Annotated in this window: 19 protein-coding genes; 6 read left to right on the top strand and 13 right to left on the bottom strand. The window is 59.2% G+C overall.

Annotation, left to right across the window (positions count from 1 at the left end):
- Positions 1-909: a polyprenyl synthetase family protein gene (locus AMM33_RS15335; protein WP_090142177.1), complete on the bottom strand. Its 909-nt coding sequence runs from the start codon at positions 907-909 to the stop codon at positions 1-3.
- Positions 906-1157 carry an exodeoxyribonuclease VII small subunit gene (xseB, locus tag AMM33_RS15330; protein WP_090142176.1) on the bottom strand — a complete coding sequence of 84 codons (252 nt, stop codon included), beginning with the start codon at positions 1155-1157 and terminating at the stop codon, positions 906-908. Before xseB ends, AMM33_RS15335 begins: the two co-directional genes overlap by 4 nt.
- Before the next feature lie 273 nt (positions 1158-1430).
- Here xseB and AMM33_RS15325 point away from each other — a divergent pair, with 273 nt between their 5' ends.
- From AMM33_RS15325 to AMM33_RS15315, 3 genes are read left to right on the top strand one after another with little or no spacing between them, the layout of a single operon-like run.
- Positions 1431-2558: an aromatic ring-hydroxylating oxygenase subunit alpha gene (locus tag AMM33_RS15325; RefSeq protein WP_090142175.1), complete on the top strand. Its 1128-nt coding sequence runs from the start codon at positions 1431-1433 to the stop codon at positions 2556-2558.
- A 13-nt stretch (positions 2559-2571) separates the two neighbouring features.
- Entirely contained in the window at positions 2572-3459 is an 888-nt protein-coding gene (locus tag AMM33_RS15320; RefSeq protein ID WP_090142174.1) for a DMT family transporter, read from the top strand.
- Between the two features lie 15 nt (positions 3460-3474).
- Complete coding sequence (locus tag AMM33_RS15315; protein ID WP_090142173.1) at positions 3475-4332, top strand: sulfurtransferase; 858 nt, start codon at positions 3475-3477, stop codon at positions 4330-4332.
- A 70-nt stretch (positions 4333-4402) separates the two neighbouring features.
- Here AMM33_RS15315 and rplS read toward each other — a convergent pair whose 3' ends face one another.
- From rplS to rpsP, 4 genes are all read right to left on the bottom strand, one after another.
- On the bottom strand, positions 4403-4786 hold the full coding sequence (gene rplS, locus AMM33_RS15310) for a 50S ribosomal protein L19 (protein ID WP_053174072.1): 384 nt from the start codon (positions 4784-4786) through the stop codon (positions 4403-4405).
- A gap of 117 nt (positions 4787-4903) precedes the next feature.
- Complete coding sequence (trmD, locus tag AMM33_RS15305; protein ID WP_090142172.1) at positions 4904-5701, bottom strand: tRNA (guanosine(37)-N1)-methyltransferase TrmD; 798 nt, start codon at positions 5699-5701, stop codon at positions 4904-4906.
- Positions 5702-5729: 28 nt separating this feature from the next.
- Complete coding sequence (gene rimM, locus AMM33_RS15300; protein ID WP_090142171.1) at positions 5730-6341, bottom strand: ribosome maturation factor RimM; 612 nt, start codon at positions 6339-6341, stop codon at positions 5730-5732.
- Positions 6342-6357: 16 nt separating this feature from the next.
- Positions 6358-6609, bottom strand: coding sequence for a 30S ribosomal protein S16 (gene rpsP, locus AMM33_RS15295; RefSeq protein ID WP_090045429.1), 252 nt, complete (start codon positions 6607-6609; stop codon positions 6358-6360).
- A 137-nt stretch (positions 6610-6746) separates the two neighbouring features.
- On the opposite strand from rpsP, the gene AMM33_RS15290 reads away from it, so the two are divergent.
- Positions 6747-7268 carry a GNAT family N-acetyltransferase gene (locus AMM33_RS15290; RefSeq protein WP_090142170.1) on the top strand — a complete coding sequence of 174 codons (522 nt, stop codon included), beginning with the start codon at positions 6747-6749 and terminating at the stop codon, positions 7266-7268.
- Between the two features lie 7 nt (positions 7269-7275).
- Positions 7276-7722: a TM2 domain-containing protein gene (locus AMM33_RS15285; RefSeq protein WP_090142169.1), complete on the top strand. Its 447-nt coding sequence runs from the start codon at positions 7276-7278 to the stop codon at positions 7720-7722.
- Between the two features lie 81 nt (positions 7723-7803).
- Here the strand turns inward: AMM33_RS15285 and AMM33_RS15280 are convergent, their stop codons facing one another.
- The 7 genes from AMM33_RS15280 to AMM33_RS15250 form a co-directional block, all read right to left on the bottom strand.
- Positions 7804-8817 (bottom strand): inorganic phosphate transporter, encoded by a 1014-nt coding sequence (locus AMM33_RS15280; protein ID WP_090142168.1) that lies wholly within the window; start codon positions 8815-8817, stop codon positions 7804-7806.
- Positions 8818-8838: 21 nt separating this feature from the next.
- Positions 8839-9486, bottom strand: a complete 648-nt coding sequence (locus AMM33_RS15275) for a DUF47 domain-containing protein (RefSeq protein WP_090142204.1) — start codon at positions 9484-9486, stop codon at positions 8839-8841.
- A gap of 267 nt (positions 9487-9753) precedes the next feature.
- A complete protein-coding gene (gene folK / locus AMM33_RS15270; RefSeq protein WP_090142167.1) occupies positions 9754-10245 on the bottom strand; it encodes a 2-amino-4-hydroxy-6-hydroxymethyldihydropteridine diphosphokinase in 492 nt (163 codons plus the stop codon).
- 5 nt (positions 10246-10250) lie between these two features.
- Positions 10251-11807: a polynucleotide adenylyltransferase PcnB gene (gene pcnB, locus AMM33_RS15265; RefSeq protein WP_090142166.1), complete on the bottom strand. Its 1557-nt coding sequence runs from the start codon at positions 11805-11807 to the stop codon at positions 10251-10253.
- The gene (locus AMM33_RS15260) at positions 11804-12472 is read right to left on the bottom strand and encodes a histidinol-phosphatase (protein WP_090142165.1); all 669 of its coding nucleotides are present in this window, start codon (positions 12470-12472) and stop codon (positions 11804-11806) included. Before AMM33_RS15260 ends, pcnB begins: the two co-directional genes overlap by 4 nt.
- Positions 12469-13155: a DnaA regulatory inactivator Hda gene (hda, locus tag AMM33_RS15255; RefSeq protein ID WP_090142164.1), complete on the bottom strand. Its 687-nt coding sequence runs from the start codon at positions 13153-13155 to the stop codon at positions 12469-12471. Before hda ends, AMM33_RS15260 begins: the two co-directional genes overlap by 4 nt.
- Positions 13152-14243 carry an AI-2E family transporter gene (locus AMM33_RS15250; protein ID WP_090142163.1) on the bottom strand — a complete coding sequence of 364 codons (1092 nt, stop codon included), beginning with the start codon at positions 14241-14243 and terminating at the stop codon, positions 13152-13154. The genes hda and AMM33_RS15250 overlap by 4 nt, the downstream gene beginning before the upstream one ends.
- Positions 14244-14401: 158 nt before the next feature.
- Here AMM33_RS15250 and purM point away from each other — a divergent pair, with 158 nt between their 5' ends.
- On the top strand, positions 14402-15433 hold the full coding sequence (gene purM / locus AMM33_RS15245) for a phosphoribosylformylglycinamidine cyclo-ligase (protein ID WP_090142162.1): 1032 nt from the start codon (positions 14402-14404) through the stop codon (positions 15431-15433).
- The last annotated feature ends 5 nt before the right edge of the window (positions 15434-15438 follow it).

Raw genomic sequence — 15438 nt, 5'->3', positions numbered from 1 at the left:
TTAATGGGTGCGTTGTACCACCATGGCGGCCAAGGCGCGCAAGGGCATCAGGCGGTCAGAGGGCAAGCCACTGTCCAGCAAGGCTTGCGCGGCCTCCTCGGCCAATTGATCGGCCAGGCGCTGTGCAGGCGCCAGGCCCATCAGCGCCACGTATGTGGGTTTGTCGGCAGCGGCGTCTTTGCCCGCTGTTTTGCCAAGGGTGGCAGAGTCGGTGGTGACATCCAAAATGTCATCCACCACCTGAAACGCCAGGCCCAAAACTTCTCCGAATCGGCTCAAGGCGGCCGATGTCTCATGTGATAGCGCCGGACCACAGGCTGCCCCCATCTGCACACCGCACAACAAGAGCGCGCCGGTTTTGAGGCGGTGCATCTGGCGCAACTGCGCTTCATCCAGGCGATGGCCCACGCTGGCCAAGTCAATCGCCTGTCCGCCGGCCATGCCAAAGTAACCGCTGGCACGCGCCAGCAAACCCACACACGCCGCTTGCACTGCGGCGGGCACATCGGTGATGGGGGGCGTCAAAAATTCAAACGCCAAGGCTTGCAGCGCATCCCCAGCCAGTAAAGCCTGCGCCTGGCCAAACTGCACATGCACTGTGGGTTTGCCGCGCCTGAGCACGTCGTTGTCCATGCAAGGCATGTCGTCGTGCACCAGCGAATAGGCATGGATCAGCTCCAGCGCGCAGGCCGCACGCAGGGCTGCTTGACTGTCAGTGGGTGCACCCACCGCCTCGGCCGCAGCAAGCACCAGCAGGGGGCGAAGACGTTTGCCACCATCCAGAACGGCATAGCGCATAGCCTGGCCCAACTCCCCCGGGGCCTGAGCGTCCACCCATTGAGACAAGGCATCTTCAACGCGGTCCAAGTGGGCTTGCATCCAAGCCTTGAAATCCAATGCCTCGTTCATGTGCCATTCCAGGGTTTGAGTTGCACGCCGTCCAACACTTTGATCTGGTCTTCCACGGCCTGGAGTTTGTCACGGCAAAAGGCCAACAAGGCAGCGCCCCGCTGGTAACCCGACAAAAGCAGATCCAGGGGCATTTGTCCAGACTCCAATTGGATCACCAACTGCTCCAACTCCGACAAGGCACCTTCGTAAGTGGCTGGCAAGGGGGGTGCGAGTTCTGAAGTCTCTGTTGGGGAAGCCTTGGGCATGGGGTATTCCGTGAAAAATCTGATTTTAGGCGCTACAAAGGCCACGGATGTATGCCAGAAGCCTCACATTTTTTGAAAAAAGGGCGTATCTGCCCTCAAAACACCCGTGCTTGCACTCTATAGACTCAACACTCAAGCCAGCCCCCCCCCCTGCGGGGTACAATCAACGGTTCATCGACAGGGTGTTCCCTGTCATTTTTTTGCGCCAGTCTCTTCGGATTCAGCGCTTTGTCCCTGCCCCTTCATAGGGGGAGTCTCTAGGTCAGGTCACCCATGTCTGATTTAAGTCTTCAACTGCAGCAGGCCGAAAGCCAACTACCAGTTTCAACTTATTTCGATGAGGCGCTGTTTCAGCGCGAATTGAACACGCTCTTCCGGCAAGGCCCGCGCTACGTGGGTCACCAGCTGGCCGTGCCCCACCCGGGCGACTATTACGCACTGCCCCACGAGGCCGAAGGCCGCGCCCTGGTGCGCAACGCCCAAGGCGGTGTCGAGCTTGTCTCCAACGTCTGCCGCCACCGCCAAGCCATCATGCTCAGCGGCCGGGGCAACCTGCAAACCCAGAAAAAGGGCAGCGCAGGCGGCAACATTGTGTGCCCGCTGCACCGCTGGACCTATTCGCCCAGCGGCCAGTTGTTGGGCGCACCCCACTTTGCGCACGACCCCTGCCTGAACCTGAACAACTACAAGCTGCAGGAATGGAACGGCCTGTTGTTCGAGGACAACGGCCGCAACATTGACGCCGATTTGTCGGGCATGGGGCCCCGCTCACAACTCGATTTTTCAGGCTACGCGCTGGACCGGGTCGAGCTGCACGAGTGCAACTACAACTGGAAAACCTTCATCGAGGTTTACCTGGAGGACTACCACGTCGGCCCCTTCCACCCGGGGCTGGGCCAGTTCGTCACCTGCGACGACCTGAGCTGGGAGTTCAAAGAGCACTATTCGGTGCAGACTGTGGGCGTGTCGGGCGGCTTTGGCAAGCCGGGTTCTGACACTTACAAAAAATGGCATGAGGTGCTGCTGAAATACCGCAACGGCCAACTGCCCGAGCGCGGCGCCATCTGGCTGACCTATTACCCGCACATCATGGTCGAGTGGTATCCGCATGTGCTGACGGTGTCCACCCTGCACCCGATCAGCCCGAACAAGACACTCAACATGGTGGAGTTTTACTACCCCGAAGAAATCGTCGCCTTTGAGCGCGAATTTGTCGAAGCCCAGCAGGCGGCCTACATGGAGACTTGCGTCGAGGACGACGAGATTGCCGAGCGCATGGACGCTGGGCGCAAAGCCCTGCTGGCCCGAGGCGACAACGAAGCGGGCCCTTACCAAAGCCCCATGGAAGACGGCATGCAGCACTTTCATGAGTGGTACCGCCGTCAGATAAACACCCTCTGAGCAGAAAGCGCCGATGCAAGCCTCCTGGATGATTCTTGCGTCGCTGTTTTTTGCATCGATGAGTGTGTGCATCAAATTCGCGGCCACACACTTTCACACCTTTGAGCTGGTTTTCTACAGGGGCTTGATTGGCATGGCCTTCATGGCCACTCTGTGCAAAATGCAAAAGGTGTCGCTGCGCACAGCCATCCCCATGATGCACGTCTGGCGCTCCATCATTGGCGTCGCCTCCTTGTCAGCCTGGTTTTATGCCATTGCCCATTTGCCGCTGGCCACGGCCATGACGCTCAACTACATGAGTGGTGTATGGGTTGCGGCCTTTTTGATCGGTGGCACCTTGGTCTTGGGGCGTTTGCAGGACGCGAGCAAACAAGGACCTGTCGTGCTGACCGTGATCGCTGGCTTCAGCGGTGTCGTCATGATCTTGCGCCCGACCATTGAACAAAATCAGTTATTTGCAGGTGTCATTGGGCTGCTCTCGGGGCTTGGAGCTGCCCTGGCCTACATGCAAGTGGCCGCTCTGGGTCGCTTAGGAGAACCCGAATCTCGGACCGTTTTTTATTTCTCAATGGGCAGCACCCTTGTGGGGGCCATCGCCATCGTGTTTACAGGTGCGAGTGCATGGACCTGGCCTGAAGCCTTGTGGTTGCTGCCCATTGGCATACTGGCAGCCTTGGGCCAGTTGAGCATGACCAAGGCCTACACCAGCGGCGCCACCTTGGTGGTGGCCAACTTGCAGTATTCAGGCATCGTCTTCGCGGCCTTGTATGGCTTGTTTTTGTTTGGTGACCAGATTCCCCTCATGGGCTGGGCAGGCATGGGGCTGATCATCGCCAGCGGGATTGCAGCCACCGCCTTGAGAAACCGTGCCCTGCCACAGGCGCCCGCAGAAGAACACTGAACCAGGAGAAACTTCATGTACAACTTGTTGATCACAGCCCAACAGCTTCAGGCCTTACTGCAACAAGATGCCAAGATTGCCGTGCTCGATGGCAGTTTCGACCTGATGAACCCGCAAGCGGCTGAACACTGCTTTCAGGCGGAGCACATTGAAGGAGCCTTTCAGGCGCATCTGGATCAGCACCTGAGCACGCACGAGGCGAGTCAGGCAGTCAATGGAGGACGCCATCCCTTGCCTCAGCGCGAACAGGTTGCCCAATGGCTGGGTCAACTGGGCATAGACAACTCTACGCAAATCGTGGTCTATGACCGCAATGCCAGCCAATACTGTGGACGGGCCTGGTGGATGATCAAATGGCTCGGCCACGACGCCGTGGCCGTCCTTGACGGGGGTTTGCAAGCCTGGAAGGCGTTGGGCGGCCCTTTGGCTTCAGGCCCCGCCACACACGGACAAGCCAGATCATTTGCACTCAAACCGCCCTTGCGCCAACTGGTCAGCACTGAAACCGTGCTCGAACAATTGGGCCGCCCTACTCAAACCATCGTAGATGCCCGGGCAGCCGCACGCTACCGTGGCGAGGTGGAACCCCTGGACCCCATTGCCGGGCACATCCCGGGCGCATTGAACCGGCCATTTGCGGATAATTTCACACCTGACGGGCACTTTAAACCTGCCGATGTGCTCAAGGCTGAGTGGGAACACGTGCTGGCCGGACGTGACGCCAGCACGGTGGTGCACCACTGCGGCAGCGGCGTGACCGCAGTCCCCAACCTGCTGGCCATGGAACTGGCTGGTTACAGCCCCACCGCCCTGTATGCAGGCAGCTGGAGCGAATGGTCACGCACAGCAGGCTTGCCCTGCGCGCAGGGCTGAAAAGCAAAAGCCCATAAAAAAACCGCCCTGGGCTTGCACCCGGGCGGTTTTTTTTACCTTGGAAAAGGCTTTACGCAGCAGCCACTGGAGCTGCTTTGCGCTGTGGCAACTTTTCCTTGATACGTGCCGACTTGCCGCTGCGGTCACGCAGGTAGTACAGCTTGGCGCGGCGAACATCACCACGACGCTTGACTTCGATGCTGGCGATCAAGGGGCTGTAGGTTTGGAACGTACGTTCCACGCCTTCACCGCTGGAGATCTTGCGCACTGTGAAGCCGCTGTTCAGACCGCGATTGCGCTTGGCAATCACAACACCTTCGTAAGCCTGAACGCGCTTGCGGGTACCTTCGACCACATTCACGCTCACGATCACGGTGTCGCCTGGGGCAAATTCAGGAATCACTTTACCCAAACGGGCAATTTCTTCCTGCTCAAGAGTTTGAATCAAATTCATTTTTTTGAACTCCGTCCGATCATGCCTCGCTACACAAGGGGCGTTCTGTGCTGTAAGGGCCATGCATTTACATGACTGAACCAGATCGCGGCGGGTAGAGGATCGAAAAGCCATTGATTATAGCTTTTTCGCGGACTGGGGCTGGTCCGCAGTTGGCCCGCTACTACAGGCCTGCTTGAGAAAGGCCTCGTCCTGGCGGCTGAGCCCCTTGGCCTCGCGGGCTTGTTCCAGCAACTCGGGGCGGTGCAATGCCGTCAAGCGCAGGCTTTGCTCGCGCCGCCAACGCGCGATGTGCGCATGGTGGCCCGACATCAATTCAGGCGGCACCGCCTGACCCTGCCAGACTTCAGGGCGGGTGTAGTGCGGGCTGTCCAGCAAACCATCAAGCGCCGGGTTGAAGCTGTCGAGCTGGTGGCTGCCTTCATCGTTCAGCACACCTGGCTGCAACCGAGCAACCGCATCGAGCAAGGCCATGGCCGCGATTTCGCCACCCGATAGCACAAAGTCGCCCAAACTGATTTGCTGGTCAACATACTGGTCAATGAAACGCTGGTCCACGCCTTCATAGCGGCCACACAGCAGCACAGCGCCCGCGCTGGCAGACCATTGGGCCACCGCGCTGTGGTTCAGGGCCCGGCCTATCGGGGAAAACAACACCAAGGGTGCGGGCGTTTCTTCTTGCCGATCGGCGCGAATGGCCGTCAGGCACTTGAACAAGGGCTCGGCCAGCATGACCATGCCGGGGCCACCGCCAAAAGAGCGGTCATCCACCCGGCGGTAATTGCCTTCGGCATGGTCGCGTGGATTCCAGAAATGAACGTCGACCAAACCGCTTTCGTAGGCACGGCGCGTGATGCCACTGGTCAACAGCGGCGCAAACAGCTCGGGAAACAGGGTAATGATGTCAAAGCGCATGGGGATGGCCCTCCACGGCCGAGGCGGCTCAGTAGTCGGGTTGCCAGTCGACCGTGATGCGCTTGCCTGGCAAATCAACCCCGTCGACGAAAGCAGCCACAAAAGGGATCATGCGCTCAACAGGTTTAACGCCTTCAACTTCAGACTGAGCTTCGATGACCAGCACCGTTTGCGGTCCGGTGGACATGAGGTCGCGCACCTGACCCAGATCCACACCTTCGCGGTTGAACACTTGCAGGCCGATCAGGTCAACCCAGTAGTACTCGCCGTCGGCCGCAGCAGGAAAGCTCGAGCGAGGCACAAAAATTCGGCCACCGCGCAAGGATTCGGACGCGTTGCGGTCGTCAATGCCTTGAGCACGCGCCACCACGGTGTCGGAATGGTCTTTGACTTCGAGGATGTTGAGCAGCAAGGGCTCTCGCCAGGCCTGTTGTGCAGAGGCTGCTGCCTCTTGGCCACGCTGGGGTTTCATGGGCCGATCGGGCGGCAACAAAAACCAGCTTTTGGCAGAAAAAAGCGCCTCGGGCGAGGCGCTGTGGGGCAAGACCTTGAACCAGCCTTTGATGCCCCAGGCATCGGTGATGCGCCCGATTTCGATGGCGTCAGCCGGCAGTGCGGCTGTTTCCAAAGGCGGGCGCATAACCTGTGCGAACCGATCAGGCGGCGGCTTTGCCGGCTTGACGGATCAGACGTTCCACGGTGGGGGAAGCCTGGGCGCCAACGCCCTTCCAATAGGTCAGACGGTCTTGAGCAATGCGCAGACCTTCTTCGCCGCCTTTGGCTGTGGGGTTGTAGAAACCGATGCGCTCGAGGAAGCGACCATCGCGACGCACGCGCTTGTCGGCGACGACGATGTTGAAGAAAGGACGTGCTTTAGAGCCGCCGCGGTTCAAACGTATAACAACCATGATTTATCCTTGGGTGGTTGGGCTTCTTGGGAACAATTGCCCAGATGCCCGGTATCCTTCAGCGTTTGAGACACGCAACTGGCCACCCGGCCAGTGACACACTGAAAAGCCGACCATTATACAACGGGAGCCCCGCCTTGCCTCTGATCAGACCCAGCCGCGACGAAGATGTCGCTGCCATCACCGCCATTTACCGCCACCACGTGCTGACAGGCACTGGCACCTTCGAGATCGACCCACCGACCGAGGCCGACATGGTCAGCCGCCGGGCCGATGTACTGTCCAAGGGCTTGCCTTATCTTGTGGTCGAAGACGAAGGCCGCGTGATGGGCTTTGCCTATTGCAACTGGTTCAAGCCCCGCCCGGCTTACCGCTTTTCTGCCGAAGATTCGATTTACATGTCACCAGACGCCCACCGCAAGGGCATGGGCCGAGCGCTCTTGGCCGAGTTGTGCGCCCAAGCCGAACGCGCAGGCGTACGCAAATTTCTGGCCGTCATCGGTGACTCGGCCAATGCGGGGTCCATCGGCGTACACACCGCCTTGGGCTTCAGCCATGTCGGCGTGCTCAAGTCCTGCGGTTGGAAGTTCGACCGTTGGCTCGATGTCGTGATGATGGAAAAGCCTTTGGGTGCAGGTGACAGCAGCCCTCCGCAATAATCGCCCCATGAAAAACAAAACTCTTGCGACCTGGCTGGCTTTCTGGACGGGACCCTTGGGCCTGCACCGCTTTTATCTGCATGGGTTCACTGACACTCTGGGCTGGCTGCTACCGATTCCAACAGCGCTCGGTTTTTACGGTTTGGAGCGTGTTCAGCGATTTGGGCAGGACGACACGCTGAGCTGGATGCTGATTCCTTTGCTGGGGTTCACCATGGCGGGCTGCGCTTTGAACGCCATTGTTTATGGCCTGACTTCTGTTGAAAAATGGAATGCCAAATTCAACCCCAAAAGCGAAGGACTCCATCCAGCAGGCCGCACCCACTGGGGCACGGTCATTGGCATCGCGGTGGCATTGCTGTTGGGCACCACCGTGTTGATGTCCAGCCTGGTGTTCAGCTTTCAGCGGTATTTTGAATACCAGATCGAAGCGGCACGTCTGATCAGCCAATGAAAAAATCCGCCCGATGAGTTCATTCAGGCGGTGTTCTCAAAAAGAGCCCATTGGCGAAGCCACGGCCGCTCGGTCGTGCGATCAGTCAAATATCTGGAAACTGACCCAATAGGCCAAGGCGGCCACAAAAGCACTGGCCGGAATGGTCAACACCCATGCCCACACAATGTTGCCCGCCACACCCCAACGCACGGCGCTGGCACGCTGGGTAGAGCCGACACCCACAATGGCCCCTGTGATGGTGTGCGTGGTCGACACCGGAATACCCAGAGTGGTGGCCAAAAACAAGGTCATGGCACCGCCCGTTTCGGCGCAAAAGCCGCCGACAGGTTTGAGCTTGGTGATTTTCTGGCCCATGGTCTTGACGATGCGCCAGCCGCCAAACATGGTGCCCAAGCCAATTGCCAAGTAGCAGCTCACGATGACCCAGCCGGGAGGCGAGGCGTCGGCCGTGGTGGCATAGCCCGTGGCAATCAACAACAACCAGATGATGCCGATGGTTTTTTGCGCATCGTTGCCGCCGTGCCCCAAGCTGTAAGCCCCCGCCGAGACCAACTGCAAGCGACGGAACCACTTATCCACTTTCGAGGGCCTGGACCGTCTGAAAATATGCGCCACGGCCACCATCATCAAGGAGCCCAGCAAAAAACCGAGCAAAGGTGATACAAAAATGAAGGCCACGGTTTTCATGATGCCCGTCGAGATCAAGGCACCTGCACCGGCTTTGGCGATGACCGCGCCCACAATGCCGCCGATCAAGGCATGCGAGGAACTGCTGGGGATGCCGTAGTACCAGGTGATGACGTTCCAGGTGATGGCCCCCACCAGCGCACCGAACACCACATGCGTGTCGACCACACCGGGCTGCACGATGCCTTTGCCCACAGTGGCGGCCACGCTCAGGTGAAAAACAAAAATGGCGATGAAGTTGAAGAAGGCGGCAAACACCACCGCCTGACCCGGCTTGAGCACGCCCGTGGAGACCACGGTTGCAATCGAATTGGCCGCATCATGAAACCCGTTCATGAAGTCAAAAATCAGGGCCAGGGCAACCAGCAAGATCACCACCCACAATGCCGCTTGTACGGTTTCCATAGTCAGGATTCCCGCTTCAGATCAGGAATTTTCGAGGACGATGCCCTCGATCTGGTTGGCCACGTCTTCACACTTGTCGGTGATGGTTTCCAGCAGTTCGTAAATGGCCTTGAGCTTGATGATTTCGCGCACATCGGCTTCTTCACGAAAGAGTTTGCTCATGGCGCTGCGCATCACGCGGTCGGCGTCCGACTCCAGGCGGTCAATTTCTTCGCAGGTTTTCAAGGCGGCCTCAGCCACTGAGGGGTCACCAATTTTGGCCAGCAGCTTGACCGCATCTTGCACACGCTCGCAGCAGCGAACCGACAAATCTGTCAGGCGGCTGATTTCTTCGGTCATGTGGCGCACGTCATACAGTGCCATGGTCTCTGCCGAGTCTTGAATCAGATCGGCCACATCATCCATGAGGTTGATCAGCGCGTGGATTTGCTCACGATCAATCGGGGTGATGAAGGTGGTGTGGATCAGTCGGTTGACTTCCTGAGTCACGCGGTCAGCGGCGTGCTCTGCATTGTCGACATCACGGTTGTACTTTTCGCGCAAGTGAACATCGTTGTAATTGGCCACCAAATTGGAGAAGGCCCGAGCCGCTTCAACAATGCGTTCTGCATGTTGGTTGAAGAGTTCAAAAAAATTGCCTTCTTTGGGCAGCAACTTACCAAACAGCATGAAAAACTCCAAGTGACTTGAAAAAGCAAATATGACATTCGCATGACAAAGAAGAGTTTAACCGCTGGGTAGGGCCAGGCGACTCAACAAGAGCTCAGCCGCTTATGTAAATGAAATACACCGCACCCACCATGCACAAAGCGGCTGCAACTTAACAAGGCGCTGCCGACATATTGCGTAAATGGCTAGACCAGGCAAACGTCATGTGCACCTTGTTGGCCAGCAGCATCACGGTTTGCAGAGACACAGGCCATGTGGTCCAGAACATCACGGGGAGACCTCATTCAAGGCTTCAATGGCCTGCCCCTCCACAACGGCCCAGTGCTCGGGCTTCACCCGATCAGGGGCAACATCCGCCAAGGGATACAACACAAAGGCCCTGCCCCACAAGCGTGGGTGTGGCACCGTCAAACGCGGGCTGTCGATCCGGGCATCGCCGTAGAGCAACACATCCAGATCCAGGGTGCGCGGCGCGTTGGGATAAGGACGAAGACGCCCGGCATCCTTTTCAAGGGCTTGCAACGCATCCAGCAAATCAGGTGCGCTCAATCGGGTGCTCAGCCTGGCCACAGCATTGATGAAATCAGGCCCTTGCGCCTCATGGGGTGCCGTGCGGTACAGGCGGGACTGACCTGTGCACTCGGTGCCTGGCAACCGCCCAAGCGCCAACAGGCTGTCTTTCACGGTTTGCCGGGCATCCCCCAGGTTGGCGCCCAGCGCCACATACGCGGTCACGGGGTCTGGCTTCAAGTCGGGCATGGCACTTATGCTGCGCCGCCGCTGTGACCGCCTGCCTCTGCGTCTGGCTTACGACGGCGGCGACGGCGCTTCTTGGCAGCACCTTCGCCATCCGCTGTCTCAGCCTGTTCTGGCAAGGAAACCGATGCGGCTTTGGGCGCGGGGGCGCAGGTGGCCACACCCTCGGGTCGGGGCGCACGGCGCGCTTTGGGCTTGGCCAATTGCTCGGCTTTGGCGGCATTGACCAGATCTTCACGTTCCGCATCACTGGCCATGCTGAACTCTTGCCACCAGTCGGCCAACATGATCTCCACCTCCTGCACATCGGCACGCAGGCGCAAAAAGTCAAAGCCTGCCCGAAAGCGCGGCTGTTCCACCAGGCTGAACGGGGTGGCCCCGACACGCTTTTCAAAGCGCGGCTGCATCATCCAGATTTCGCGCATGTCGGCGGCCAGCTTGCCGCGACCCGACACATCGCCAATGCGGGCGTCAAACACCTCGTCAATCGCTTCTTGCAGCGCAGGATAGAGGTGCTCCTTGCGCGCCAGCCGTTGCGCCCAGCCATCGCGCACATCGGCCCACAGCACGCAAGCAAGCAAAAAGCTCGGCGCCACCGGTTTGCCCTCGCCCACACGCCGATCGGTGTCGGCCAGGGCGCCTTTGACAAACGCACTTTCAGCGCGCTCGACCACCACATCCAGCAGCGGGTAAATGCCTTTGGCAAGCCCCAAATGCTGGAGCTGCGCAATCGAGGCCAGAGCGTGGCCGGTTTGCAGCAACTTGAGCATTTCGTCAAACAAGCGACTTTGCGGCACATCGGCCAGCAAGGCTTTGGCCTCAACCAGCGGCTTGGCCGTCTTGCTCTCCAGCTTGAAGCCCAGGGGGCTGAGCTTGGCCGCAAAACGCACGGCGCGGATGATGCGCACCGGGTCTTCGCGATAGCGCGCTGCCGGGTCCCCGATCATGCGCAGTATGTGCTTTTTCGCATCCTGGATACCGCCGTGGTAGTCCACCACAATTTGTGACTGCGGGTCGTAATACATGGCGTTCACCGTGAAGTCACGGCGCGTGGCGTCTTCGTCTTGCGGCCCCCAAACGTTGTCACGCAGCACACGGCCACTCGAATCCACCGCGTGCTTCATGCCCTCGAGCTGACGCTTGCTGGTGCGCTCATTGCCTTTGACCTGCTCGGCAGCCGCATTGTCCATATGGGCTCGGAAAGTCGAGACCTCGATCACCTCGTGTTCACGGCCACGGCCATACACGACGTGCACGATGCGAAAGCGCCGCCCAATGATGAACGCACGGCGAAACAAGCCTTTGACCTCTTCGGGGGTGGCGTCAGTGGCCACGTCAAAATCCTTGGGGCGCAGGCCCAGCAGCAGATCACGCACAGCACCGCCCACGATGTAGGCCTCAAACCCGGCTTGCTGCAAGGTGCTGACCACGTTTACAGCGCGTTCATCCACCAGTTGGGGGTCGATGCCGTGGACCGATGCGGGCACTTCGGTGCGGCGACCAAAATGGGGTTTGCTGCCGCCAGCCGGTTTGCCCAGCAGCTTGGTGATGAATTTTTTGATCATTCTTGAAACAGTTCGAGGATGCGCCAGCCACGCTCTGTGGCCAGTTGACGCAACCGAGCGTCAGGGTTCGTTGCCACCGGATGGTGGGCTTTTTCCAGAAGCGGCAAGTCGTTCATGGAGTCCGAATAAAAGCTCATCTCCACATCGCCCCAGTTCAACCCTTGCTGGGCCAGCCATTGCGCGACGCGGGTGACTTTGCCCTCCCGAAATGAGGGCGTGCCCTGGATCTCGCCTGTGATCCAGCCCGTGCTGTCACGCGCCAGCTCCACCGCAATCAACTCGCTCACGCCAAAAGCCTGGGCAATCGGGCGAGTCACGAATTCGTTGGTGGCCGTCACGATCATCACCGTGTCGCCCACTCGCTGGTGCGACTGTACCAGCGCCAGTGCTTCGGGGGTGATGCGAGGGCGGATCACTTCGTCCATGTAACGGTCGTGCGCACGGGCCGCTTCCACCGCCCCGCGCTCTCGCGCAGCCTGGGTGGCAAAGCGCACGTAGTCATGGATATCGAGCGTGCCCGCCTGGTAGTGGGCATAAAACTCGTCATTGCGTTGGCTGAAGAGGTCCGGGTCGTTCCAGCCCAGCTCGGTGGTGAAGACACCCCAGGTGTGATCCGAATCGATCGGCAGCAAAGTGTGATCGAGGTCAAACAAGGCGAGTTTCATTCGTTCTCCAGCATGGCGCGCACCAAGGGAATGGTCAGGGCGCGCTGCGCTTGCAAAGCATATTGATCCAGATGATCGAGCAGCTGCATCAAGCTGCCCAGATCGCGCGAAAAACGCTTGAGCATGTAAGACATGAGCTCATCGCTCAAAAACAGGCCCCGTGCGTCCGCCTCTTGGCGCAGCACGGCACGGCGCTCGGGCTCATCCAGAACATGCAGGGCATACACATGCCCCCAGCCCAGACGGGTGCGCAAATCGTCCCGCAGCTGCAGATCGGCTGGCGGCAAACTGCCGGCGGCCAGCACCCAGCGTGGGGTGCCACTGCGGGGGGTCAGCGCGTTCACAAACCAGTTGAAGGCCGTGTGCTGCTGGTCCAAGTTGTACAAATGCACATCGTCCATGAGCACCGCCGTCCAGGCCTCATTGAACTCAGGCGAGTTCATGGCATTGGCATCCAGCCAGCCCACTTGTGCGCCCTGCTCTTTGAGCGCATGGTGCACCGCCTGCAGCAAATGGGTTTTGCCCGAACCGCTCTCGCCCCACAGGTAGCTGGGCACAGGTGCCCGCGTTCCCCCCGAAGTCCACAAGCGCAAATGATCCAGCGCAGCTGCGTTGGGGCCCGCAAAAAAACTGTCCAGGGTGGGTACGGACGCCAGACCAATGTCCAAAGCCAGCTGCTTCATGCTTGACCAACACCTTCCTCGTTTTGGCCCGTGCCGCTTTTTTGATACAGGGCACTTTTCAAGTATTGCTGACGCAAACGGCGCAGGGCCACCAAGAGCACGGCACTGGCGGGCAAGGCAATCAGCACCCCGACAAAGCCCATCAGCTGGCCAAACGCCATCAAAGCCAAAATAACCGCCAGCGGGTGCAAACCAATGCGCTCACCCACCAAACGCGGCGTGAGCACAAAACTCTCAATCAATTGCCCCAGACCAAACACCACAGCCACCATGATCAAGGCCTGTGAAGGCGCCATCTGGAGCAAACCCGCCATCATGGCCAGCACCAGACCCAAACCAAAACCCAAATAAGGCACGAACACGGCAAGCCCCGTGAAAATGCCAATCGGTATGGCCAACTCCAGGCCAAACAAGCGCAAACCTACCGCGTAATAAACCGCCAAGCACAACATGACCAGCAATTGGCCGCGCAGATATTCCCCCAGAACCGTATCGCAGTCATCCATGAAACGGTCAAACACAGGGCGCCATGCGGGGGGGACCAAACGGGTCACAGAATCCATCAGACGCGTCCAGTCCTTGAGCAGGTAAAACAAGGCCACCGGCACCAGCACCACAAAGCCCGCCAAAGCCAAGGCGGCGCTGCCCCCCATCTTGAGCGAGGACATCAGCGGCGCCCACCAGTCCTCCCGGTTGGCGCTCAAATAATCCATGAGCTGAGTTTTCAGCTCGGTCAAATCCAGTGAAACCGAGATGCCCATTTGTGCCATCAAGGGCTGAAAGGAGGCGTCCAACTTGTCCAACAACAAAGGAATTTGTTGCTGCAGCATGGGGACCTCGCGCATGAAAATCGGCACCAAAAGCAGCACCAAGCCCATCAAGGCAAACAACGCCACGCATTCCACCATCACCACCGCCAACAGGTGTGGCAAGCGACCGCCCGTCACCCGAACCAATTTGTGCACCAAGGGGTTGAGCACGTACGCCATCACAGCGGCCACCACAAACGGCGCCAGCACCGGGGCCAACCACCAGAAAACAAGGACCGCCAGCAGGGCAACACCCAGCCAGGCTGCCAAACGGGTCATCAAAAATGGAGGGGGAGCTTGCAAGGTGGTCTCGGTTTTTGTGGAAGTTTTGTTCGAAAGTCTAGGGTCAACCCTTAAAATAAGCCCTGATTTTAGTCTGCCAGCCCGTTTATTGGCCCCCCCGTTATCCAATTACATGCCCCATCCGGGCCAAAACCATGAGCCAAACACCCCTTTCCTACAAAGACGCCGGCGTGGACATCATTGCCGGTGACGCGCTGGTCGAGCGCATCAAGCCCCTGGCCAAGAAAACCATGCGCGAAGGCGTGCTGGCCGGCATCGGCGGTTTTGGCGCGCTGTTTGAAGTGCCCAAGCGATACAAGGAACCCGTGCTGGTCAGCGGCACCGATGGCGTGGGCACCAAACTCAAACTCGCTTTTGAATGGAACATGCACGACACCGTGGGCATCGACCTGGTGGCCATGAGCGTGAATGACGTGCTGGTGCAAGGTGCCGAGCCCTTGTTCTTTCTCGATTACTTTGCCTGCGGCAAGCTGGATGTGGACACGGCAGCGGCCGTGGTCGGCGGCATTGCCAAAGGCTGCGAGCTGTCGGGCTGCGCCTTGATCGGCGGTGAAACCGCCGAGATGCCCGGCATGTACCCCGCTGGCGAATACGACCTGGCCGGTTTTGCGGTCGGTGCGGTTGAAAAGTCAAAAATCCTCACGGGTCAGAACGTCAAAGCCGGTGATGTGGTGCTGGGCCTGGCTTCGAGCGGCGTGCACTCCAACGGTTTCAGTCTGGTGCGCAAATGCATCGAGCGCGCGGGCAGCAACGCCCCTGCAACCCTGGACGGCAAGCCCTTCAAGCAAGCCCTGATGGAGCCCACCCGCCTTTATGTGCTGAATGTCCTGGCGGCGCTGGCCAAACACCCCATCAAGGCCCTGGCCCACATCACAGGCGGCGGCTTGCTGGAAAACATTCCCCGCGTACTGCCCGACGGTCTTGCCGCTCACCTGCAAAAAGACAGCTGGCCGCAGACCGAGCTGTTTGCCTGGTTGCAAGCCACCGCAGGCATCGACGACATCGAGATGAACCGCACCTTCAACAACGGCATCGGCATGGTGGTGGTGGTGGACGCGGCCGAGGCGGAAAGCTGCGCGGAGACCTTGCGAGCTGCCGGTGAGCAGGTTTACACGATTGGCCTGATTACGGCGCAAGACAACGGCGCCCAGGTGGTGGTGGCCTGAGGGCC

The sequence above is a fragment of the Limnohabitans sp. DM1 genome (assembly GCF_001269385.1).
GTDB lineage: Bacteria > Pseudomonadota > Gammaproteobacteria > Burkholderiales > Burkholderiaceae_C > Limnohabitans_A.
Note: the sequence above shows the minus strand (reverse complement) of the source record. Positions and strands in the feature narration are given on the sequence as shown.